The sequence below is a fragment of the Labrys sp. F242 genome (assembly GCF_057813875.1).
Genome location: NZ_JBVASG010000001.1, coordinates 2,771,332 through 2,790,149 on the forward strand (window position 1 = coordinate 2,771,332; position 18,818 = coordinate 2,790,149).

20 protein-coding genes are annotated in these 18,818 nt (G+C 62.8%); 12 read left to right on the plus strand and 8 right to left on the minus strand.

Annotation, left to right across the window (positions count from 1 at the left end):
- Positions 1–107 precede the first annotated feature (107 nt).
- The 3 genes from ACZYTC_RS12990 to ACZYTC_RS13000 all read left to right on the plus strand — a co-directional run bounded on the left by ACZYTC_RS12990 (position 108) and on the right by ACZYTC_RS13000 (position 3,097).
- Positions 108–965 (plus strand): ATP-binding cassette domain-containing protein, encoded by an 858-nt coding sequence (locus ACZYTC_RS12990; RefSeq protein WP_488989745.1) that lies wholly within the window; start codon positions 108–110, stop codon positions 963–965.
- Positions 962–2,233 carry a sugar ABC transporter permease gene (locus ACZYTC_RS12995; RefSeq protein ID WP_488989746.1) on the plus strand — a complete coding sequence of 424 codons (1,272 nt, stop codon included), beginning with the start codon at positions 962–964 and terminating at the stop codon, positions 2,231–2,233. Before ACZYTC_RS12990 ends, ACZYTC_RS12995 begins: the two co-directional genes overlap by 4 nt.
- A 120-nt stretch (positions 2,234–2,353) precedes the next feature.
- Entirely contained in the window at positions 2,354–3,097 is a 744-nt protein-coding gene (locus ACZYTC_RS13000) for an SDR family oxidoreductase (RefSeq protein WP_434955671.1), read from the plus strand.
- 17 nt (positions 3,098–3,114) lie between these two features.
- Here the strand turns inward: ACZYTC_RS13000 and ACZYTC_RS13005 are convergent, their stop codons facing one another.
- Positions 3,115–4,017 carry a LysR family transcriptional regulator gene (locus tag ACZYTC_RS13005; RefSeq protein ID WP_488989747.1) on the minus strand — a complete coding sequence of 301 codons (903 nt, stop codon included), beginning with the start codon at positions 4,015–4,017 and terminating at the stop codon, positions 3,115–3,117.
- Positions 4,018–4,121: 104 nt separating this feature from the next.
- Between ACZYTC_RS13005 and ACZYTC_RS13010 the strand changes: the two genes are divergently transcribed.
- The 3 genes from ACZYTC_RS13010 to ACZYTC_RS13020 are packed head-to-tail and all read left to right on the plus strand — an operon-like array spanning position 4,122 to position 5,508.
- Entirely contained in the window at positions 4,122–4,685 is a 564-nt protein-coding gene (locus tag ACZYTC_RS13010) for a chromate transporter (protein ID WP_488989748.1), read from the plus strand.
- Positions 4,685–5,215 (plus strand): chromate transporter, encoded by a 531-nt coding sequence (locus ACZYTC_RS13015; protein WP_434955668.1) that lies wholly within the window; start codon positions 4,685–4,687, stop codon positions 5,213–5,215. The genes ACZYTC_RS13010 and ACZYTC_RS13015 overlap by 1 nt, the downstream gene beginning before the upstream one ends.
- Positions 5,216–5,241: 26 nt before the next feature.
- Complete coding sequence (locus tag ACZYTC_RS13020; protein WP_488989749.1) at positions 5,242–5,508, plus strand: hypothetical protein; 267 nt, start codon at positions 5,242–5,244, stop codon at positions 5,506–5,508.
- Here ACZYTC_RS13020 and ACZYTC_RS13025 read toward each other — a convergent pair.
- From ACZYTC_RS13025 to ACZYTC_RS13035, 3 genes are read right to left on the minus strand one after another with little or no spacing between them, the layout of a single operon-like run.
- The gene (locus ACZYTC_RS13025; RefSeq protein WP_488989750.1) at positions 5,505–6,113 is read right to left on the minus strand and encodes an HAD-IA family hydrolase; all 609 of its coding nucleotides are present in this window, start codon (positions 6,111–6,113) and stop codon (positions 5,505–5,507) included. The two genes, ACZYTC_RS13020 and ACZYTC_RS13025, sit on opposite strands and share 4 nt — an antisense overlap.
- Before the next feature lie 47 nt (positions 6,114–6,160).
- On the minus strand, positions 6,161–7,162 hold the full coding sequence (locus tag ACZYTC_RS13030) for an NADP-dependent oxidoreductase (RefSeq protein WP_488989751.1): 1,002 nt from the start codon (positions 7,160–7,162) through the stop codon (positions 6,161–6,163).
- A 48-nt stretch (positions 7,163–7,210) separates the two neighbouring features.
- A complete protein-coding gene (locus tag ACZYTC_RS13035) occupies positions 7,211–8,026 on the minus strand; it encodes an oxidoreductase (RefSeq protein WP_488989752.1) in 816 nt (271 codons plus the stop codon).
- Between the two features lie 89 nt (positions 8,027–8,115).
- Here ACZYTC_RS13035 and ACZYTC_RS13040 point away from each other — a divergent pair, with 89 nt between their 5' ends.
- Entirely contained in the window at positions 8,116–8,547 is a 432-nt protein-coding gene (locus ACZYTC_RS13040) for a winged helix-turn-helix transcriptional regulator (RefSeq protein ID WP_434955663.1), read from the plus strand.
- A gap of 219 nt (positions 8,548–8,766) precedes the next feature.
- On the opposite strand, the gene ACZYTC_RS13045 is transcribed toward ACZYTC_RS13040, so the two are convergent.
- Positions 8,767–10,341 carry an MFS transporter gene (locus ACZYTC_RS13045; RefSeq protein WP_488989753.1) on the minus strand — a complete coding sequence of 525 codons (1,575 nt, stop codon included), beginning with the start codon at positions 10,339–10,341 and terminating at the stop codon, positions 8,767–8,769.
- A gap of 151 nt (positions 10,342–10,492) precedes the next feature.
- Between ACZYTC_RS13045 and ACZYTC_RS13050 the strand changes: the two genes are divergently transcribed.
- Complete coding sequence (locus ACZYTC_RS13050) at positions 10,493–11,350, plus strand: LysR family transcriptional regulator (protein ID WP_454813333.1); 858 nt, start codon at positions 10,493–10,495, stop codon at positions 11,348–11,350.
- 15 nt (positions 11,351–11,365) lie between these two features.
- Here the strand turns inward: ACZYTC_RS13050 and ACZYTC_RS13055 are convergent, their stop codons facing one another.
- Positions 11,366–11,848, minus strand: coding sequence for an Lrp/AsnC family transcriptional regulator (locus ACZYTC_RS13055; RefSeq protein WP_488990008.1), 483 nt, complete (start codon positions 11,846–11,848; stop codon positions 11,366–11,368).
- 243 nt (positions 11,849–12,091) lie between these two features.
- Between ACZYTC_RS13055 and hppD the strand changes: the two genes are divergently transcribed.
- The gene (gene hppD / locus ACZYTC_RS13060) at positions 12,092–13,195 is read left to right on the plus strand and encodes a 4-hydroxyphenylpyruvate dioxygenase (RefSeq protein ID WP_488989754.1); all 1,104 of its coding nucleotides are present in this window, start codon (positions 12,092–12,094) and stop codon (positions 13,193–13,195) included.
- A gap of 61 nt (positions 13,196–13,256) precedes the next feature.
- Here the strand turns inward: hppD and ACZYTC_RS13065 are convergent, their stop codons facing one another.
- Both ACZYTC_RS13065 and ACZYTC_RS13070 read right to left on the minus strand, forming a co-directional pair.
- Positions 13,257–14,222 (minus strand): methionyl-tRNA formyltransferase, encoded by a 966-nt coding sequence (locus ACZYTC_RS13065; RefSeq protein WP_488989755.1) that lies wholly within the window; start codon positions 14,220–14,222, stop codon positions 13,257–13,259.
- A 202-nt stretch (positions 14,223–14,424) separates the two neighbouring features.
- The gene (locus ACZYTC_RS13070; RefSeq protein WP_488989756.1) at positions 14,425–15,879 is read right to left on the minus strand and encodes an aldehyde dehydrogenase family protein; all 1,455 of its coding nucleotides are present in this window, start codon (positions 15,877–15,879) and stop codon (positions 14,425–14,427) included.
- Positions 15,880–16,119: 240 nt separating this feature from the next.
- Here ACZYTC_RS13070 and ACZYTC_RS13075 point away from each other — a divergent pair, with 240 nt between their 5' ends.
- The 3 genes from ACZYTC_RS13075 to ACZYTC_RS13085 all read left to right on the plus strand — a co-directional run bounded on the left by ACZYTC_RS13075 (position 16,120) and on the right by ACZYTC_RS13085 (position 18,810).
- Positions 16,120–17,196 carry a substrate-binding domain-containing protein gene (locus ACZYTC_RS13075; RefSeq protein WP_434955657.1) on the plus strand — a complete coding sequence of 359 codons (1,077 nt, stop codon included), beginning with the start codon at positions 16,120–16,122 and terminating at the stop codon, positions 17,194–17,196.
- A gap of 107 nt (positions 17,197–17,303) precedes the next feature.
- Positions 17,304–17,942: a hypothetical protein gene (locus ACZYTC_RS13080; RefSeq protein ID WP_488989757.1), complete on the plus strand. Its 639-nt coding sequence runs from the start codon at positions 17,304–17,306 to the stop codon at positions 17,940–17,942.
- A gap of 196 nt (positions 17,943–18,138) precedes the next feature.
- On the plus strand, positions 18,139–18,810 hold the full coding sequence (locus ACZYTC_RS13085) for an amino acid ABC transporter permease (RefSeq protein ID WP_488989758.1): 672 nt from the start codon (positions 18,139–18,141) through the stop codon (positions 18,808–18,810).
- The last annotated feature ends 8 nt before the right edge of the window (positions 18,811–18,818 follow it).

Genomic DNA, 18,818 nt, shown 5'->3' on the forward strand with positions numbered 1-18,818 from the left:
ATCGCAGGATGCTGCCTCGCAGGAGGATGGCGCCACGGCCAAATGCATCTGTTCGAACCCCTCCAGCAGCCAGGCCTTCCCGATCCCACACATGAAAGGATTCCGGCATGACTGACCTTTCTCCCAGTTCCACATCGGCCAACGCGCCCATGGGCGAGCTCATTTTGAGCCTGCGCAATGTCTCCAAGCATTTCGGCGCCGTATCGGCCCTGACCGATATCGAACTCGACGTCCATGCCGGCGAGGTGGTGGCACTGGTCGGCGACAACGGCGCCGGCAAGTCGACCCTGGTCAAGGTGCTGGCCGGCGTCCACCAACCCAGTTCCGGCACCATCACCTTCCACGGCAAGCCGGTGACGCTCTCGACGCCGAGCGACGCCCTCAATCTCGGCATCGCCACCGTCTTCCAGGATCTAGCCTTGTGCGAGAACCTCGACTCGGTCGCCAATATCTTCCTCGGTCGCGAACTCGAACCTTACCGGCTCGACGAGGTCTCGATGGAGATCAAGGCCTGGAAGCTGCTGAACGAATTGTCGGCGCGCATTCCGAGCGTGCGCGAACCCATCGCCTCGCTGTCCGGCGGCCAGCGCCAGACCGTCGCCATCGCCCGCTCGCTCCTGCTCGAACCCAGGATCATCCTGCTCGACGAGCCGACGGCAGCCCTCGGCGTCGCACAGACCGCCGAAGTGCTCGATCTCATCGAGCGCGTCCGCGATCGCGGCCTCGGCGTGGTGATGATCAGCCACAATATGGACGACGTCCGCGCCGTCGCCGACCGCATCGTGGTGCTCCGGCTCGGGCGCAACAACGGGGTCTTCACGCCTGAGGATTCTCATCAAGACCTCATCAGCGCCATTACCGGCACCGCGGAGAATTCAGTGTCCCGGCGCGCCACGCGGCTTCAGGGACAAGGCGCCACCGAGGGTAGGCAGAGCCAGAGCCAGAGCCAGGAGAGCCGGCCATGAGCAGCAACATCGACCAAAGTCGCTCTGAACCGGCTACCGCCAAAACGCCGCTCGACCGCGCCGATGTCCGCGTGAAGCATGACGACAGCGTCGGCGGCGCCATCAGTGCCTTCCTGGAACGCATACGCTCGGGCGATCTCGGCTTCCTGCCGGTGATCGTCGGCCTGATCCTGATCTGCATCGTGTTCCAGAGCCTGAGTCCGGTGTTTCTCTCGGCCAACAATCTGGTCAACCTGCTGTTCGACTGCTCGACAGTCGGCGTGATCGCCCTCGGCATCGTCTGCATCCTGATGCTGGGCGAGATCGACCTTTCGGTCGGCTCGGTGAGCGGCCTGTCCTCGGCTTTGCTCGGCGTGCTGTGGGTTAACATGAACTGGCCGGTGGCGCTCGCCATTCCCGCCGCGGTCCTGGCAGGCATGGCGATCGGCGCCGTCTACGCATTCCTGTTCAACCGTTTCGGTATGCCGAGCTTCGTCGCTACCCTGGCGGGCCTGCTCGCCGTGCTCGGCCTGCAGCTCTATCTGCTCGGCTCGACCGGCTCCATCAACCTGCCTTATGGCTCCGGCGTGGTGGATTTCGGCCAGACCTTGGTGATGCCTCACATCATCTCCTACGCCCTCGCCGCCATCGCCGGCGTGGTGATCTTCTATGCCGATTTTCGCACCGCAGCCCGCCGCCGCGAAGCCGGGCTATCCGCCCGTCCCTTCGCCTTCATCCTGCTGCGCGCTGCCGCGATCATCGTGGCGCTGGAACTCGTGGTGTTCTATCTCAACCAGGACCGCGGCGTGCCGTGGATGTTCACCTTGTTCGTCGTCCTGGTCGTGGTGATGAACTACGCGCTGACCCGCACCAAATGGGGCCGCTCGATGACCGCCGTCGGCGGCAATCGCGAGGCGGCGCGGCGCGCCGGTATCAATGTCCGCTTCATCTATGCCTCCGCCTTCGTGACCTGCGCAGGCCTGGCGGCCATCGGCGGCATCCTGGCCGCGGCGCGCCTGGCTTCCGCCAGCCAGCAGGCCGGCACTGGCGAGGTGAACCTCAATGCCATCGCCTCGGCGGTCATCGGCGGCACCAGCCTGTTCGGCGGCCGTGGCAGTGCCTATTCGGCCCTGCTCGGCATCATCGTCATCCAGGCGATTTCGAGCGGCCTGACGCTGCTCGATCTGTCCTCCTCGCTGCGCTACATGATCACCGGCGCCGTGCTCGCCATCGCCGTGATCGTCGACTCCCTGGCCCGCAGGTCCCGCGTCTCCCACGGCCGCGCCTGACCCTGTCCCGAGCCGGCGAACTGTTACCGATCAAGAGCTCGCCGGCTCATTTTCCCGAGATACTCAAAGTCCCAGCGGGAGGCATGCGCCGTCCCGGAACTGATCGAGGAGACGCCGTTCATGGAACAGAATTTCAACAGCCAGAATTTCTCGGGGAAGGTCGCGGCCATCACCGGCGCAGCTTCGGGCATAGGCCTCGAATGCGCCAAGGCCCTGCTCGCGGCCGGCGCCCGCGTCGTCTTCGTCGACCGCGCCGAGGATGCCCTCAAGACGATCTGCGAGGAACTCGGCCCGAACGCCATCCCGGTGGTGACCAACCTGCTCGATCCGACCAGCGTGTCGCGGATGATGCCTGAGATTCTCGACAAAACAGGCCAGCTCGACATCTTCCACGCCAATGCCGGCTCCTATATCGGCGGCGAGGTCGTCGAGGGCGATCCCGACGCCTGGGATCGCATGCTCAATCTCAACATCAATGCCGCCTTCCGCACGATACGCGAAGTGCTGCCGCATATGGTGGAACGCAAGACCGGCGACATCATCGTCACCTCGTCGGTCGCCGGCATGATCCCAGTGGTGTGGGAGCCTGTTTACACCGCTTCCAAGCATGCGGTGCAGGCCTTCGTCCATACGGTCAGGCGCCAGGTCGCCAAGCACGGCATCCGTGTCGGCGCCGTCCAGCCCGGACCCGTGGTCACCGCCCTGATCAGCGACTGGCCCAAGGCCAAGCTCGACGCGGCCCTGGCGGCCGGCGATCTTATGCAGCCGACGGAAGTGGCTGATGCAGTGATGTTCATGCTCAGCCGTCCCCGCAACGTCACCATCCGCGACCTGGTGATCCTCCCCCAGGCCAACGATCTCTGACGTCGGCATACCAAGAGTCAGGCCTGTCGACGTATCATATCCAGGAACCTCGCCAAGACGGGGCTCGGTGCATCCTCGCGGCGGGCGAGATAGAGCGGCGCGGCCAGCCGCGTCGTCTTATCGAGCCGACGATAGACGATGCCGTTCGTCTCCAATTTCGCCATGGAAGCCGGCACGATCGAGAGGCCGAGACCGGCCGAGACCAGGCTCAGCGTCGAGACCATCCGCGGCGTTTCCTGCCCTACCATCGGGCTGAACCCTGCGGCGCGGCAGGCCGCGATGATGTCGTCATAGAGGCCCGGGCCGGAGGGCCGGCGATTGAGAACGAAGGTCTCGTTTGCAAGAGCGCCGAGCGACAAGCGTTGCCGGCGCAAGGAAGCTGCGGCAAGCGGATGATGGTCCGGCAGGGCAACCAGCATCTCCTCGATGTGGAGAGGCTCCACGATAAGTCCGTCGGGGCTCGCGGCCGGTGCCCGGACGAAGGCCGCGTCCAGCCGATCGGCGCGCAGCAGCTCGATAAGATCGCCCGTGCTGCCTTCCTCCAATGAGAGCGCGATACCGGGCGCCGCCTCCCGCAGCCCACGCATGACGGCGGAGACCAGCGGATGGAAGGCAGCCGAGGTCGTATAGCCGACCGCAAGCCTGCCCTGTTCGCCCCGCGCCACCCTTCTCGCCGCCTCCAATGCCGCATCAACATCCTGCAGGACGAGCCGGGCTCGCTCCACCAGCACCCGCCCCGGCTCGGTCAAGCGCACACCGCGGGGCAGGCGCTGAAACAGGGGCGCGCCGACCTCACGCTCCAGCGCACGGATCTGCTGGCTGAGCGGCGGCTGCTGGATGCCGAGGCGCTCGGCCGCGCGTGTCACATGCCCCTCATCCGCAACGGTCACGGCATAGCGAAGATGGCGTAGTTCGATCATGCCATATCCTTTAGATATGAATAATACCGTTACCATATATTGGACGTGATGGGTCGAGAAGCCTAACTTCAGCGCAAATTCTCGAAGCTAGGCCCGACATCATCATGGACGCAGCAACCCCTTCCCTCCCGATGGAGAGAAGATCCCCCGACATTGCCGACCTCTTCGGTGGTTTCCTCACTCTGGGCCTGATCGGCTTCGGCGGCGTACTGCCGCTGGCACGCCGCATGGTCGTGGAAGAGCGCCGCTGGTTGAGCGCGCAGGAATTCGCCGACCTCCTGGGCCTGTGCCAATTCCTGCCAGGCGGCAACATCATCAACATGTCGGTCGCCATCGGTTTGCGCTTTCGCGGCGTAGCCGGCGCCTGCGCGGCCCTGCTGGGCTTGATCGCCGCTCCGACGGCAATCGTCATCGGTCTCGGCGTGCTCTATGATCGCTTCCACGCCGATCCGCATGTCCACCACCTCTTCGCGGGGCTTTCGGCGGCCGCGGCGGGACTTCTCGTCTCGATGGCGATCAAGGTCGCCCGTCCGCTGCGGCGCGACCCCGCTGGTATCGTGATCGCCTGCGCGTGCTTCCTTGCGATCGCCATCCTGCGCCTGCCCCTGCTCGCGACCATGCTGGTCCTGGGCCCCCTCGGCATCCTCCTGGCCTGGAGGAAAGCGTGATGGCGTCGACCCTGCTGAGCCTCGTTTTGATCTTCACCGAGCTTTCGCTGCTCGCTTTCGGCGGCGGCAATACCATCCTGCCCGAGATGCACCGGCAGGTAGTCGATATCCATCACTGGATGTCGGCGCAGCAATTCGGCGCAATGTTCGCCCTGGCGCAGGCCGCCCCCGGCCCGAACATGATGATCGTGCCGCTCGTGGGCTGGCATGTCGCCGGATTGCCGGGGGTATTGGTGACCTCGCTGGCCAAATTCGGCCCCTCCTCCCTCATCACCGGTGTTGCCCTCAGGCTCTGGGACCGCTTTCGCGACCGGCCCTGGCGGCAGAAGGTGCAGGCGGGCCTGCTGCCGATGACGGTGGGACTGGTCACGGCGAGTGCCTCGGTGATCGCCGAAGCCTCCGCCGAGACCTGGCTGCTGGCCGGCATCATCGCGGTTTCCGCCTTGCTCACCGCGACGACGCGCATACATCCGCTTCTGGTACTGGCGGGAGGCGCCGCGATCGGACTGAGCGGGCTTGCCCAATTCTGAGGCGAGGACGAAGAGGGTTTTCGATCATGGCAACACCGGCATCCGACACACTCGTTCCCCTGCTGTGCGACCTCCTGGCCTGGCTGTCGCACAATGACCGCCCCTATGCCGAGGTCATGGACGCCTGGCGGACATCGTGTCCGCGACTACCGGTATGGGAAGAGGCCAATGATCGAGGTTTCGTTGCGCGCAACTGGATCGATGGCAATGCCATGGTCGGCGTGACCGAAGCAGGCAGGCTGTTCCTGAAGCAGGAGCGTGACGTCCGATCCGCCCCTGACTTCGAGGCTTAGCCCAAGGCAACACCGCGGGCTTCCAGGTAAGACAGGAGCCAAGGTTCACCCAGAAACACTTCGGCCTGGAAACCAGCCTGCCGGGCGCCGTCCACATTGGCGGGCAGGTCATCGAAGAATATGGAGCCGGCCGGATCGATGCCGGCCTTTTCGGCCACCACCCGGAAGGAACGCAGCGAGGGTTTCTCATGCCCGATCTCATGGCTGAGATAGGGCTCGAAACCGGCCAGCACGCCGCCCGACGCTTTCCGTACGAAATCCCAATGTTCCTGATTGGTGTTCGAGAAGATCATCACCCGGTTGCGCTTTGCCAGGCGCTCCATGACGGCAAGCATGGAGGGATTGACGGCGAGATGGCAGCTCCAATCCTCGACGAAAACGTCCCATGAAGCCTCATACCCGCCCACCTCGGCCAATTGCTGGTGAAACAGGCGGATCGCTGTTCCCGTGCCCCAACGCGATTGCCGGAACAAGCCCACCACCTCCTCGGGCGTCCAGGAGGGATGGCAGCGTGAAGCCAGGCGCTCGAACAGCACGGCATTGTCGTGCTCCACCACGACGCCGCCGAGATCGAAGACGAGCGCTTGGAACGGCGAAGACGACATGATGCTCCCTGCTTTCAAATCCGCTGACCTCTATTGGTCTCCAGACGTCACTTCACAGCGACGACGACCTTCCCCTTCGCACGACCCGTTTCGACATAGTTCAGTGCTTCGTTGGTCCTCTCGAACGGGAAAACCGAGTCAATTACCGGGCGTATGCCGCCCGCCTCGATCAGGGAAGTGATCTTACCAAGTTGCCCGCCGTTGGCTGTCATAAAGAGAAACGAATAGCTGATTTTTTGCCGTCTCGATTTTCTCCTAATACCGGAGCTCAGCAGGCGCATGACCTGTTGAAGCAGCCAGCCCGAGCCATTCTGTCTCGCGAAGTCCGGATCCGGCGGACCAGAAATCGAGATGAGCTTGCCGCCCGGCTTCAGCACAGCAAGGGATTTTTCCAGCGTATCCTTCCCGAGGCTGTTCAGCACGACGTCGTAACCCTGCAGCACTTTCTCGAAATCATCCTTCTTGTAGTCGACCACGACGTCCGCGCCGAGACTTTTCACAAGAGCGATATTGGCCGTGCTCGTGGTCGTGGCCACATAAGCCCCCAGATGCTTGGCAAGCTGGATCGCGATCGTGCCCACCCCGCCCGAGCCGGCATGGATCAGAACTTTCTGTCCCTTCTGCAACTCGGCCCGCTCAACCAGCGCCTGCCAGGCCGTCAGGGCGACAAGCGGAATGGATGCAGCCTCGATCATACTCAGATTGTTCGGCTTGATCGCTACATCGGCCTCGTCCATGGCGATATACTCGGCAAAAGTCCCGATGCGATCCTGGGCCGGACGTGCGTAGACCTCGTCGCCAGGCTTGAAGCGCCGGACATTGGCCCCGACCCGCACCACCACGCCCGCTACATCGTTGCCCAGCACCAGGGGAAGGCGGTAGGGCAGGATCAACTTGAACTCCCCGTCCCTGATCTTGCTGTCGAGGAGGTTCACGCCGGCGGCTCGAATCTCTACCATGACGTCATTCGCAAGCAACGCTGGCTCGGGACTTTCGTTGAGCCGCAGAACACCGCCTTTCGTGTAGCGGTCAATCAGGAATGATCTCATTAGATTGACTTTCATTTCTATGGAAAGCAGGCAGACCGAGCAATGCCGTCAGACCGGCAAACGAAACTGTTTGCGCAAACTCTTGTCGAATACATCTGAAGGGGCAAACCGGCGCAGTATGCCGATCTGCTGCGCCGCCTTGCCAGCGGTATAGCGGCGTCGCGGACGGGCGTCGGTCGCGGCCTTGACCACCACAGCGGCCACGACATCTGGCAGATCGGCTTTGGGCATCACGTCGCGAAGGAGCGCGTCGAGGCCAGCTCGAGCGCCATCATATTCATTCAAGATGGAATCCGGCTTAATCCCATTCTGGTCGAAGACAGTGCGGACGAACGCCGGCTCGATAACCGAGACGCGAATATTGAAGGCACGAACTTCGTGATCCAGTGATTCCGAATAGCCCTCGATTGCGTGTTTTGCCGCTGAATAATGAGCCGCATACGGCGCAGGTATGAGGCCCAAGATCGAGCCGATGTTGATGATGCGTCCTTTGCCGTGCCGCCGCATCGACGGCAACACGGCATTGGTCATGCGGATGACGCCGAACAGATTGACGTCGAACAGGGCTTGCACCTGTGCAACCGAGGATTCCTCAGCGCCCCCTAGGAGGCCGAGACCAGCGTTATTGACCAGAAGATCGATCCGCCCCGCGCGGCTCAGGACCTCGTCGACGAGGCTCTGAACGGAGGCATCGCTGGTTACGTCGCAGATCAGCATCGTGATCCCGTCCGCAGTGTGGGGCATCGTCTTTCGGCTGGTACCGAAGACACGGTAGCCATTGCGACGCAGCGCCTGTGCGGTCACCAGCCCGATGCCGGAGGAGGCCCCCGTGACCAGGGCAATGCCGCGTTCTGTCTTGCTCATCAGGTTCGGCTTTCATTTTATCGTGGAACATCGATGAGCGATCCATTACTATCAATTCGATAGTAAGTCACTACTAAAAAGATACTGACATGAAAAAGCTCTCGGATCAGCCATGTCTGATCGCCCGCAGCCTGGCGCTTGTGGGTGACGCATGGAGCATGCTGATCCTGCGCGATGCCCATGCGGGGCTGACCCGCTTCGATGATTTTCGCAAGAGCCTCGGTATCGCGCCGACGATGCTGACGGGGCGTCTTTCAGCCCTGACCGACGACGGGCTGCTGGAGAAACGCCGCTATTCCGACCGTCCGCCGCGGGACGAATATGTGTTGACGGAAGCCGGCCGCGACTTTCTGCCGGTGCTGTTTGCGATCGGTGCCTGGGGACGCAAGCATCGCGGCGGAGGCAAGGTGACCCGGTTCTTCGACGCTGAGACCGGAACGGAGATCGATCCCGTCACCATCGACCGCCAGACCGGCGCTCCTGTCGGAACACGTCCTATTCGTATCGCCGCGCCCGAATAGTCTGCCCACGGCAGATAAAGCCGCGCCTGACAACTCCTGTTGAAAGCTCGCTTCCAGTTGGGGGGCCGGTGACGCTCCGTTCGTCGAGCGACGTCTCAGGGAGTTGCTGCCAAATGCGGATGTCGGACTCTTAGGTTCTGAGCCTAGAAAAGCATTGCGGCGCCGATAGGTTCAACGGCGCCGCTCGACTATTTTGTCTTCTATATACGGTCGAATACTTCATTCCCCTTTCAGAGCGACAGCAGGCGAAGGCGCAACTTCGCGTTCGGCCTTGCCCACCGTCTGTGCCTGTCCGGATCCGAAGATCAGATAGCTGAGAATGGCCAGCACGATCACGCCGATGCCGCCATAGAGCATCACCAGCCCGAAGCCGTCGACTAGCGCGGCGTGGACGAGAGCGCCGGTCGGATCCGCCCCGGCGAGTTTGGGCACGGCCTGGGTCAGGCTGGCGAGATTGCCGGCGGCAACCTTCTCCGCCAGCGTCCGCAATTCCTCGGTTCCCAGCGCCACCCCAAGGCTCGCCTGCAGCGAGGCCCGGATGCCCTCGACCAGGACGAGACCCATCACCGCGATATTGAGGGCCAGGGTGATCAGGCGGGCACTGATATCGATGCCGGAGGCCATGCCGGCCCTATCCGGCGATACCGAAGCGGTGGTGGTATTGGTGGTGGGCGTCGAGGTGATGCCGATGCCGAGGCCGGCGATCAGGAGGCCCGGCAGCAGGGTCAGCCAATTGGCACCCTCGACGCCAGCACCGATCTTCATGGCGATGAAACCGAGGCCGATCGTCAGCAGGCCGAGCGGAATGGCGACCCGGGCCTGATAACGCCGACGCAAGGCCTCGCCGAGTGGCGGGCCGACCATGAAGGGCAATGTATAGGCCAAGAGCAGCAAACCGGCCTGGGTGGCGTCATAACCAAGACCGCTGGAGACATAGATCGGCAGATAGATGATGAAGGGCCAATAGCTGAAATTCATGCCGATGCAGCCCATGATCGCGCCTGAGAACTGGCGGATGCGAAATACCGAGAAGTCGAACATCGGATGCGGGCTGATCTTTTCGGCCACCAGAAAGGCAACGAAGGCGACGATGGCCACTGCCGCGGCGCCCCAGCGCATGGCCGGTGCCAGGTCGGCTCCCTGGGTGATCAGATAGGAGAAACCGAACACGGCCAGGGACAGCGTGACGATACCGGCCAAATCGATGCGCTTGGCCTGGGGATCGCGCGATTCCCTGACGCCGACACCGATGAGAAGCAGCGCCACGGCCGCAAGCGGCACATGGATGAGGAACACCCATTGCCAGTTGGAAAGCGAGACGATCAGGCCGCCGATCAGCGGACCGAAACCGAGGCCGATACCCGAGACGATGCCCCAGGCCGTGAAGGCCCGGCCGCGCTCGGTGCCGTCCTGGAACTGGTGCGAGAGCACAGCCACGGTGCACAGCAACATCGCCCCGCCTGCCAGGCCTTGCAAGAAACGGGCAACGATTAGCACCAATGAATCCTGGGCAAGGCCGCAGATCAACGAGGCCATGGCGAAGGCGATGGTGGTGATCACAGTCACGCGCTTGCGGCCGAAACGATCGGCCAGGGTGCCAGTCGCCATCAAGACGGTGGTGCAGGCGATGGTATAGGCATTCATGATCCACTGCAGATCCTTGAAATCCGCCTTGAGCGCGGTTTCAAGGGTCGGCAAGATGACCGGCACGCTGGAAATCTCCAGCCCGAACAAGAGGGAAGCGAGACATACGCCCGCCAATGCGACAGCATTGCGCCCTGTCTGAAAAGTCATGATCGAACAACCTGGTCCGGGGCCGGCGGCGATGGCCGCGCACTCCTCCCCCGGCTCTTGAAAAAGACGGTTGTCCTCACATAGAAGATGGCCGATCATATAAAAAGACGATCATCATCTATTTCAGAAATGACAAAATGGAATTGATACGATGACGACGCTGGATGTCGACGCCGTCAAGGCCTTCGTAATGGTGGCAGACCTGCAGAGTTTCACCAGGGCCGCCGAGGCGCTGGCAAGCACGCAGGCCACCATCAGCGTCAAGCTGAGGCGGCTGGAAGAAAAACTCGGCGCAAGGCTGATCGAGCGCACGCCGCGGCGGGTGCGCCTGTCACCGCGCGGCGCCGCCTTCCTGCCCGCCGCCCGCGACTTCATCGCAGCCCATGAGCGGGCGATCGCCGAATTCGCTTCGGCGCCCTGCCGGCTGTCGCTCGGCTTCGTCGATCATGTCGCCGGCCCCGAACTGCCTGCCCTGTTGGCGCAGCTCAACGCCCACGACCCGACGCTCACCTTGAAGGTGAAGATCGACACAACCACCATGCTGATGGCCGCTCTCGACGAAGGCGGGCTCGACGCCGTCATCGTCCATAACGAGGACGATCGACGGCCGGGCACGCCACTTTCGGCGACCCACTACGGCTGGTACGCCTCACCCGGCTTCGAATGGCGGCGCGAAGATCCCTTGCCGCTCGCCATGTTGAGCATGTGCGAAACCTGCCCCGATCGCCTGCGCTCCACGGAAGCTCTCGAGCAAGCGGGCCTGGCCTGGAGCGAGACCTTCGTCGGCGGCGGTGGCTCGGCCCTTAACCTTGCCGTTTCCGCCGGCGTCGCGGTCGCGGCCCTCGCCCACCGCGTCGCCCCGCCCGGCGTGATCGAAGTCAGCGCCAAGCTCGGCCTGCCTCCCTTGCCGCCATCGCAGATCATCCTGCATTGCAACGCCCTGTCGCCGCGGGCGCGGGATGCCCTGCGCGTCCTCACCACGGCCTTCCGGGAACACCGAACGAGCTGAGGCACGGAGCAAGCATCATTCTTCCTCGTGCAGGCTGGAGAGCGGCAGCCCTTCGAAACGCTTCAGCGTGTCCAGGACGATCGAGGTCTTCACGTGCTGCACGGAATCATGCGGCAGCAATACCTCGTTGACGAAGCGCGACAGGCCGGCGAGGCCGCGTGTCGCCACTTTGAGGTGGTAGTCCATCTCGCCGGTGAGGGCATAGGCCTCCAGCACCTCGGGCAGGTCATTGACCAGCTGGGCAAATTTGCGGGCATTGTCGCGGTTGTGGGTGGCGAGCGTCACTGAAATCACCACCAGGAGGTCGAGCCCGATCTTGTGCGGATCGAGGCTGGCCTGATAGCCGCAGATCACCCCTGTCGCCTCCAGGCGAGAGCGCCGGCGCGAGCATTGCGAGGCTGATAGCGCGATCTTCTCGGACAGTTCGATATTGGTCAGGCGACCGTCGCGCTGCAGCTCCAGCAGGATTCGGAGATCATAAGCGTCGAGATCGATCATTGCATCAATCCGTGATTTCATGCGCGTTTCGTGCATAGTTTTTGCCGATCACGCGAAAGATGCAAGCACATTGCATGCGCTCAGTGGCACAATTCCTCACAAAGCGGAGGGCGCATCATCGCCCTCCTAGAGCAAAGCGCATTCATGGCTGAACGCCTCTTTGCTCTAGCTATTTGTTACGACGCGTCTTTGCGATCCTTGCCGGCTCCGTCAAATCGCAAAACGCTATGGCAGGAGGAAAATATGGGCCCTTTCCCGCATGACGCGCCGCCGGCGGCCATTACCACCGACAATCCCGCCGGAACGGATGGGTTCGAATTCGTCGAATTCGCTCATCCCGACCCCGCCAAGCTCCAGGCGCTGTTCACTAGCATGGGCTATGTGCCTGTCGCCACCCATAAGACCAAGGACATCACGGTCTGGCGTCAGGGCGACATCAACTACATCGTCAATGCCGAGCCCGGCAGCCACGCCTTGCGCTTCGTCGAAACCCATGGCCCCTGCGCGCCCTCCATGGCCTGGCGCGTGGTCGATGCCAAGCACGCCTTCGAGCATGCGGTGGCCCGGGGCGCCACGCCCTATGAAGGCAACGACAAGACGCTGGACGTGCCGGCCATCGTCGGCATTGGCGGTTCCCTGCTCTATTTCATCGACGCCTATGGCGAAAAAGGCTCGGCCTACGCCCGGGAATTCGACTGGCTGGGCGAGCACGATCCAAAGCCGGCCGGTGTCGGCTTCTATTATCTCGACCACCTCACCCACAATGTCTATCGCGGCAACATGGACAAATGGTGGGCCTTCTATCGCGAATTGTTCGGCTTCAAGCAGATCCACTTCTTCAACATCGACGGCCGCATCACCGGCCTCGTCAGCCGCGCCATCACCTCGCCCTGCGGCAAGATCCGCATCCCGCTCAACGAGTCCAAGGATGACACCAGCCAGATCGAGGAATTCCTCAAGAAATATCATGGCGAAGGCATCCAACACATCGCCGTCGGCACCGAGGGAATCTACGACTCGGTCGACAAACTGGCCGCCAACAACCTGAAATTCATGCCGGGCCCGCCCAACACCTATTACCAGCGCTCCCATGCCAGGGTGAACGGCCATGACGAGCCGATAGAGCGCATGAAGAAGCACGGCATCCTGATCGACGGCGAAGGCGTGCGCGACGGTGGCATGACCAAGATCCTCTTGCAGATCTTCTCCAAGACTGTGATCGGCCCGATCTTCTTCGAATTCATCCAGCGCAAGGGCGACGAAGGCTTCGGCGAGGGCAATTTCCGTGCCTTGTTCGAGTCGATCGAGGAGGACCAGATCCGACGCGGCGCGCTGGCTGCCGAATAGGCCCTTCCGGCAGCGCCGGGAAACCGACGCCGTTGCGGCGTCGGCACTCTTGTCTCAGCTTTCAGCCCACAGCAGCAGCGAGATCGACATCGGCACCGGATTCGAAGCGATCCCCGACCGAAAGACCGTGCGACTTTGCAAAGGCGGCGGCCGATTGCTTCTGCCCGGCATCGTTGCGGACTGTGGCAATCTCGATCATGCCTCCTTGCGCCGCAATCGCAATGCCCTGCTCACCGATGGCAGTGATCTCCCCGGCCTTACCGGCAACATCGCCAAAACGGCGTACCCGCCACATCACGCTGCCGAACAGGCGGACCTTCCGGCCCTGCACCGTCGTCCAGGCACCGGGAGCAGGATCGCAGCCTCGGATGAGATTGTGAATGGCCTCGGCATGGGCATTCCAATTGACCCTGGCCTCGGCATCCCGGCACCAGCCCTCATAGGAGGCGAGGTTCTCGTCCTGGATGTGTTCCGCATGGCGACCAGCCACGACCACGTCCGCCGCCTCCAGCATGGCCTCGACGCCGAGGGGAAAGAGATGGTCGAAATAGACGCTGCCGAGCGTGTCATTCGGGCCGATCGCCACGGTCTTCTGCAGGATCACCGGTCCCTCGTCGAGTCCGTCCGTCGGGCGGAAGATGGTGAGGCCCGTCTGTCTGTCCCCCTTGATGATCGGCCAGTTGATTGAACTCGGGCCCCGATATAGCGGCAGCAGGGACGGATGGTACTGGATCGTGCCGTGCCTTGGGATGTTGACGAAGGATTGCGGCGCGAATTGCAGCACATAGGCCATGACGGCGAGATCGACATCGAGCGCGCGCAAGGCGCCTTCGGCTGCCGGGCTCTTGAGATTGGGCAGTTGGAACAGCTTGAGCCCCCGCTCCTCGGCGGCGAGGCGGAGCGGATCGGGCCGTGCACCCGGCTTTTCGGGAGCACAGAAGACGGCCGCCACCTCGTCGCCGCGGGCCAGAAAGGCTTCCAGCACGCTCTTGCCGAACGCTTGCTGGCCAATGATTGCGATACGCATGATTTCTCCATGAATACAGGCAAAGAAGCTCCGTCCCCGCTCGCGTGGGGTTGGAAAACGCTCCATGTCTCGGGGACCCGGCATTCAGGCCGGCGCCAGGCAAACTTGCGTGGCTCCGCCGACGCTTCGTCTGCTTAGGTTCTTGTCTTGACGCAGATTCTTGCCGGAAAACCGCAGCACGGTTTTCCGGCTCCTGCTTTGGTCAGGCGCCGGTGTTGATCCACACCACCTTGGGCTCGGTGAAATTGTCGATGGCGGCATCGCCATGCTCGCGGCCAAAGCCTGAATCGCGCGTGCCACCCCAGGGCAGGCGGACGTCGGTGGGACCATAGGTATTGACCCAGACCGTGCCGGCCTTCAGCCGCCGGGTAAAGCGGTGCGCCCGGCCGATATCCCCGGTCCAGACACCGGCAGCCAGGCTGTAGACCGTGCCATTGGCCAGGCGGATGGCATCTTCCTCGTCCTTGAATGGGATGACGGCCGCGACAGGCCCGAAGATTTCCTCCTGGGAGATACGCATCTCATGCTGGACGCCGGCAAAGACGGTCGGCTCGACGAAATAGCCGGTCTTGCCATGTCTGGCACCGCCGGTGACAATGGAAGCCCCTTCCTTGCGGCCGATGTCGATATAATCAAGCACCCGCTTCATCTGCACCTCCGAGACCAGTGGCCCCATCGTGGTCGATGCCTCCAGGGGATCCCCGAGGCGGATAGAGCGGGCGCGCGCCGCCAGCCGCTCGACCATTTCGTCATAGACGCTCTCATGCACGAGAATGCGCGAACCGGCAGAACAGACCTGCCCCGTATTGAAGAAGATTCCGGCTCCCGCCGCCTTGGCAGCGGCGTCGAGGTCGGCGTCCGGGAAGATGACGTTGGCCGACTTGCCGCCCAGTTCGAGCGTCACGCGCTTGAGATTGCCGATCGCCCCCTGCAGGATCTGGCGTCCGACCACAGGTGAGCCGGTGAAGGTGATCTTGTCGACATCCATGTGATCGACGAGCGCCTGGCCGGCAATCTTGCCAAACCCCGGCACGACGTTGAGAACGCCGGCGGGAAAGCCTGCCTCCAGCGCGAGTTCGCCGATCTTCAGGGCCGTGAGGGGCGTCAGTTCGGCGGGCTTGAGCACCACGGTGCAACCGCAGGCCAGCGCGGGCGCGATCTTCCACATGCCGATCATCAGCGGGAAGTTCCAGGGAATGATGGCGCCGACAACCCCCAGCGGCTCACGCATCGTATAGGTCAAAGCGTCAGTGCGGGCCGGTATGACCTGGCCGTTAATCTTGTCGGCCATGCCGGCATAATAGGTGAGCGTGTCGAGAACGGCGGGCAGGTCCTGGCGGCGAATGGCGGAAACTGTCTTGCCGGAATCGAGGCTCTCCAACCGTGCCAATTCATCCGCATCGCGGCGGATGAGATCTGCCAGTTTCAGGAGCAACGCTCCTCTCTCGCTGGCCTTCATCCGCGACCAACTGCCCTCGAAGGCCGCACGAGCCGAACGGACGGAGGCATCGACATCACCGGCATCTGCCTCCGCCACCCGGGCCACGACTTCGCCGGTCGCGGGATTGAGTGTCTCGAAACTGCGACCGGATGCGGCCGCGACCCGGCGGCCGTCGATCAAGAGATCATGTATGTCGCCATAAACCCGTTTAAGCACGCTAGAGCTCCCATATATGTATTATAGTTCATATTTTATCTTGTTGTCGGCGACGAAGGCCGTCGGCCGCAGGACAGAAATGATGCTAGTTACCTAATAAAATCATGGGAATATGAAATCTTCTGCTTATAAACACCGCTGGAGTTATGAACGAACGATCCTATGTTGTGACGGATATAATATGAATTCAATTTCATATGCTGGCGCACTCGCCGCAAAGCTTCGAGTCGGAGGGAGAGCATGATCCGGATCGAGATCGAGCCCGTTTGGCGTTTTCGCCGGCAGGAAGATGCGCAATCGCTCCAGATCATGTTGGACTTCCTCGCCGAGATCCGCGCCACCGGAAAGATCACCGCCGCCGCGGACAAGGCGCGTGTTTCCTATCGCCACGCCTGGAACCTGATCGAGAAATGGTCCGAATTCTTCAGCACGCCCATCGTCGTCCGCAAGCAAGGCAGCGGCACCAGCCTCACACCCTTCGGGGAGAAACTGGTCTGGGCGGGACAGCGGCTGGAAGCGCGGCTGGGACCGCTGCTGCAAAATCTCTCGCAGGAACTGGAAACCGAAATCAACCAGATGCTGCCGCACGGGCCGCTGGTGCTGCGCATCCATGCCAGCCACGGCTTCGCTGTGCCCAAGCTGCGCGAGCTTCTCAGCCGAGAGCCGGATATCGACATCGATTTTCGCTATGTCAGCAATCAGAGCTCACTGGTCTCGCTGGTCCATGACGGCTGCGACCTCGCCGGCATGCATCTGCCGCAGGGTGAGTTGCGCAAGCGCGCGATCGCTGCCAGCAAGGGCTGGCTCAACCCGAATCTGCACCGCGTGATCTCCTTCGTAACGCGCGAGGTCGGCCTTATCGTGCAGCGTGGCAATCCGCGCGGGATAGACGGGCTGGAAAAGCTGCTCGAACCATCGATCCGTTTCGTCAATCGGGATCCGGATTCAGGCACGAGGCTCGTCTTCGAACAGCTTCTGGCCCAGCACGCCATCGATGGCAGCCGGATCAACGGCTATGAACATTCCGAATTCACCCATGCCGCCGTCGCCGCCTATGTCGCCAGCGGTCTCGCCGACGTGGCCTTCGGGGTCGAGGCGGCCGCCCGGCAGTTCGGCCTCGACTTCGTGCGCCTCCTCACCGAAGACTATGTCTTCGTGTGCCACAAACAGATCCTCGACCAGCCCGCCATGCAGCGCGTGCTGGCGGTCATGCGCGGCCAGGAATTTCACACCGCCATCTCGCAATTGCCGGGCTATCGCGTGAAGGAAGCCGGCGCGATCAAGACCATCCGGGATGTCTTCCGCCGGTCGGAGTAGTCCTGCTCTGCCGCTCGCCGAGCCGGCTCCGTGTCATCCTGCACAGTGTCTTCGTCGAGGCGGCCCTAGAAGGGCGTCAGCGAAACCGGGAAGACAGGAGGAGCGCCATGACACGCAACGACATCGCGGAGACCCTTTTCGCCAGCTTCCTGCTGGGGCTGGCCGTCCTGCTGCTGCTCTCTTCCGGCGTCCTCGCGGCCGAGCCCTTCACCAGCGCCTATACCAGCTTCGATACCGCCAAATGCCCCCACCAGCCGGGAAGCGACGAGGAGGACTACGGCACCTGGCGCTGCCCGGGCTATAGAGGCCTGCCGGTGCGGCTTGCCGCCGGCGACCAGCGCATGTTCGTGAGCTTCGGCAAGGCCGGCGCCAACGACATCGCGGCCAACGAAACCTTCGCCGGTTTCAACAGTGCCTATCAGGGTACGGTGGAATGGCGTCTCGCTGCCGGCGAGCAACAACCGTTCGCCACCATCCTGCAATGGCAGGTGATGACGGAAGCCGACCACAAATCCGATGCCAAGGGTCCCTCGCCCGCCTCCGGCCGTGTGCTCGTCGTCACCCGGCTCGGCAAGGATGGCACCTGTCACCTCGGCTATGTCGATGCCCGGGCCAATGCCGGCGCCAATGCCCTGGCGCGCAAGATCGCTGACGAGCACGCCCGCTCGTTCCATTGTGGCAAGGACAAGCCGATCGTGCTCGGCGCCGTCTCACCCGGCCTGATCCTGCCCGGCAAGGCTCACTGACCGCTCAACGCGCGGTCTTTCCAATATCCTTGGATATCTTCCCGGCTGGCGCTTCACCCTGCCGGCCATCCATGCAAAGCTGCGTTCCATCGATCGAGGCCCACGAAGATCGGGCGCTTAACGGGAACGTCAAAGGGAGACGCCGCGTGGGCCGTTCCGTCCGAGCCGATACTGGACTGCCGCGAGAGCGGACGGCATGAGTTACGAATTCGAGTTCGCTGACGTCTTCGCCCATTGGCCGGAGCTTGCCGCCGGCGCCCTGCACACTCTCGTCCTCTCCGGGCTGGCGATGGCGATCGGCATGGTGGTGGCGGTGGTCGGCGCGCTCGCCAAGACCTCCGGCCCAACCTGGCTGCGTTACGTCGTCGACGCCTATATCGAGCTGATCCGCAACACCCCCTTCCTCATCCAGGTCTTCGTGATCTTCTTCGGGCTGCCTTCGCTCGGCCTGCGCTTTTCCTCGAACAGCGCGGCGCTGCTGGCGCTGGTGGTGAATGTCGGCGCCTATGGCATCGAGATCATCCGCGCCGGCATCGAGAGCATCTCCAAGGGCCAGATCGAGGCCGGCAAATCGCTCGGCCTCAAGCCGCTGCAGATCTTCCGCCTCGTCATCCTCAAACCGGCGATTCAGGCGATCTATCCCTCGCTGACCAGCCAGTTCATCCTGCTCATGCTCAACTCCAGCGTCTGTTCGGCCATCGCCGCCAGCGAACTGACGGCAGCGGCGGGTGACATCCAGTCGCGTACCTTCCGTAGTTTCGAGGTCTATTTCGTGGCGACCAGCGTCTATCTGGCCCTGTCGATCGTGTTCTGGTGCCTGTTCGCTGGCATCGAGCGCGCCTTCCTGCGCCAACCGAGCCGGCGGTAGGAGGCAGC

What these genes read in the sequence shown, in the direction of transcription:
- ACZYTC_RS13010 (WP_488989748.1), top strand. Translation starts at nt 4,122, where the DNA reads ATGGACGCAGCAACCCCTTCCCTCCCGATGGAGAGAAGATCCCCCGAC.
- ACZYTC_RS13080 (WP_488989757.1), top strand. Translation starts at nt 17,304, where the DNA reads ATGACACGCAACGACATCGCGGAGACCCTTTTCGCCAGCTTCCTGCTG.
- ACZYTC_RS13025 (WP_488989750.1), bottom strand. Translation starts at nt 6,113, where the DNA reads ATGTCGTCTTCGCCGTTCCAAGCGCTCGTCTTCGATCTCGGCGGCGTC.
- ACZYTC_RS13065 (WP_488989755.1), bottom strand. Translation starts at nt 14,222, where the DNA reads ATGCGTATCGCAATCATTGGCCAGCAAGCGTTCGGCAAGAGCGTGCTG.
- ACZYTC_RS13055 (WP_488990008.1), bottom strand. Translation starts at nt 11,848, where the DNA reads ATGATCGATCTCGACGCTTATGATCTCCGAATCCTGCTGGAGCTGCAG.
- ACZYTC_RS13020 (WP_488989749.1), top strand. Translation starts at nt 5,242, where the DNA reads ATGGCAACACCGGCATCCGACACACTCGTTCCCCTGCTGTGCGACCTC.
- ACZYTC_RS13075 (WP_434955657.1), top strand. Translation starts at nt 16,120, where the DNA reads ATGATCCGGATCGAGATCGAGCCCGTTTGGCGTTTTCGCCGGCAGGAA.
- ACZYTC_RS13035 (WP_488989752.1), bottom strand. Translation starts at nt 8,026, where the DNA reads ATGAGCAAGACAGAACGCGGCATTGCCCTGGTCACGGGGGCCTCCTCC.
- ACZYTC_RS12990 (WP_488989745.1), top strand. Translation starts at nt 108, where the DNA reads ATGACTGACCTTTCTCCCAGTTCCACATCGGCCAACGCGCCCATGGGC.
- ACZYTC_RS13050 (WP_454813333.1), top strand. Translation starts at nt 10,493, where the DNA reads ATGACGACGCTGGATGTCGACGCCGTCAAGGCCTTCGTAATGGTGGCA.
- ACZYTC_RS13015 (WP_434955668.1), top strand. Translation starts at nt 4,685, where the DNA reads ATGGCGTCGACCCTGCTGAGCCTCGTTTTGATCTTCACCGAGCTTTCG.
- ACZYTC_RS12995 (WP_488989746.1), top strand. Translation starts at nt 962, where the DNA reads ATGAGCAGCAACATCGACCAAAGTCGCTCTGAACCGGCTACCGCCAAA.
- ACZYTC_RS13000 (WP_434955671.1), top strand. Translation starts at nt 2,354, where the DNA reads ATGGAACAGAATTTCAACAGCCAGAATTTCTCGGGGAAGGTCGCGGCC.
- ACZYTC_RS13045 (WP_488989753.1), bottom strand. Translation starts at nt 10,341, where the DNA reads ATGACTTTTCAGACAGGGCGCAATGCTGTCGCATTGGCGGGCGTATGT.
- ACZYTC_RS13030 (WP_488989751.1), bottom strand. Translation starts at nt 7,162, where the DNA reads ATGAGATCATTCCTGATTGACCGCTACACGAAAGGCGGTGTTCTGCGG.
- ACZYTC_RS13005 (WP_488989747.1), bottom strand. Translation starts at nt 4,017, where the DNA reads ATGATCGAACTACGCCATCTTCGCTATGCCGTGACCGTTGCGGATGAG.
- ACZYTC_RS13085 (WP_488989758.1), top strand. Translation starts at nt 18,139, where the DNA reads ATGAGTTACGAATTCGAGTTCGCTGACGTCTTCGCCCATTGGCCGGAG.
- ACZYTC_RS13040 (WP_434955663.1), top strand. Translation starts at nt 8,116, where the DNA reads ATGAAAAAGCTCTCGGATCAGCCATGTCTGATCGCCCGCAGCCTGGCG.
- hppD (WP_488989754.1), top strand. Translation starts at nt 12,092, where the DNA reads ATGGGCCCTTTCCCGCATGACGCGCCGCCGGCGGCCATTACCACCGAC.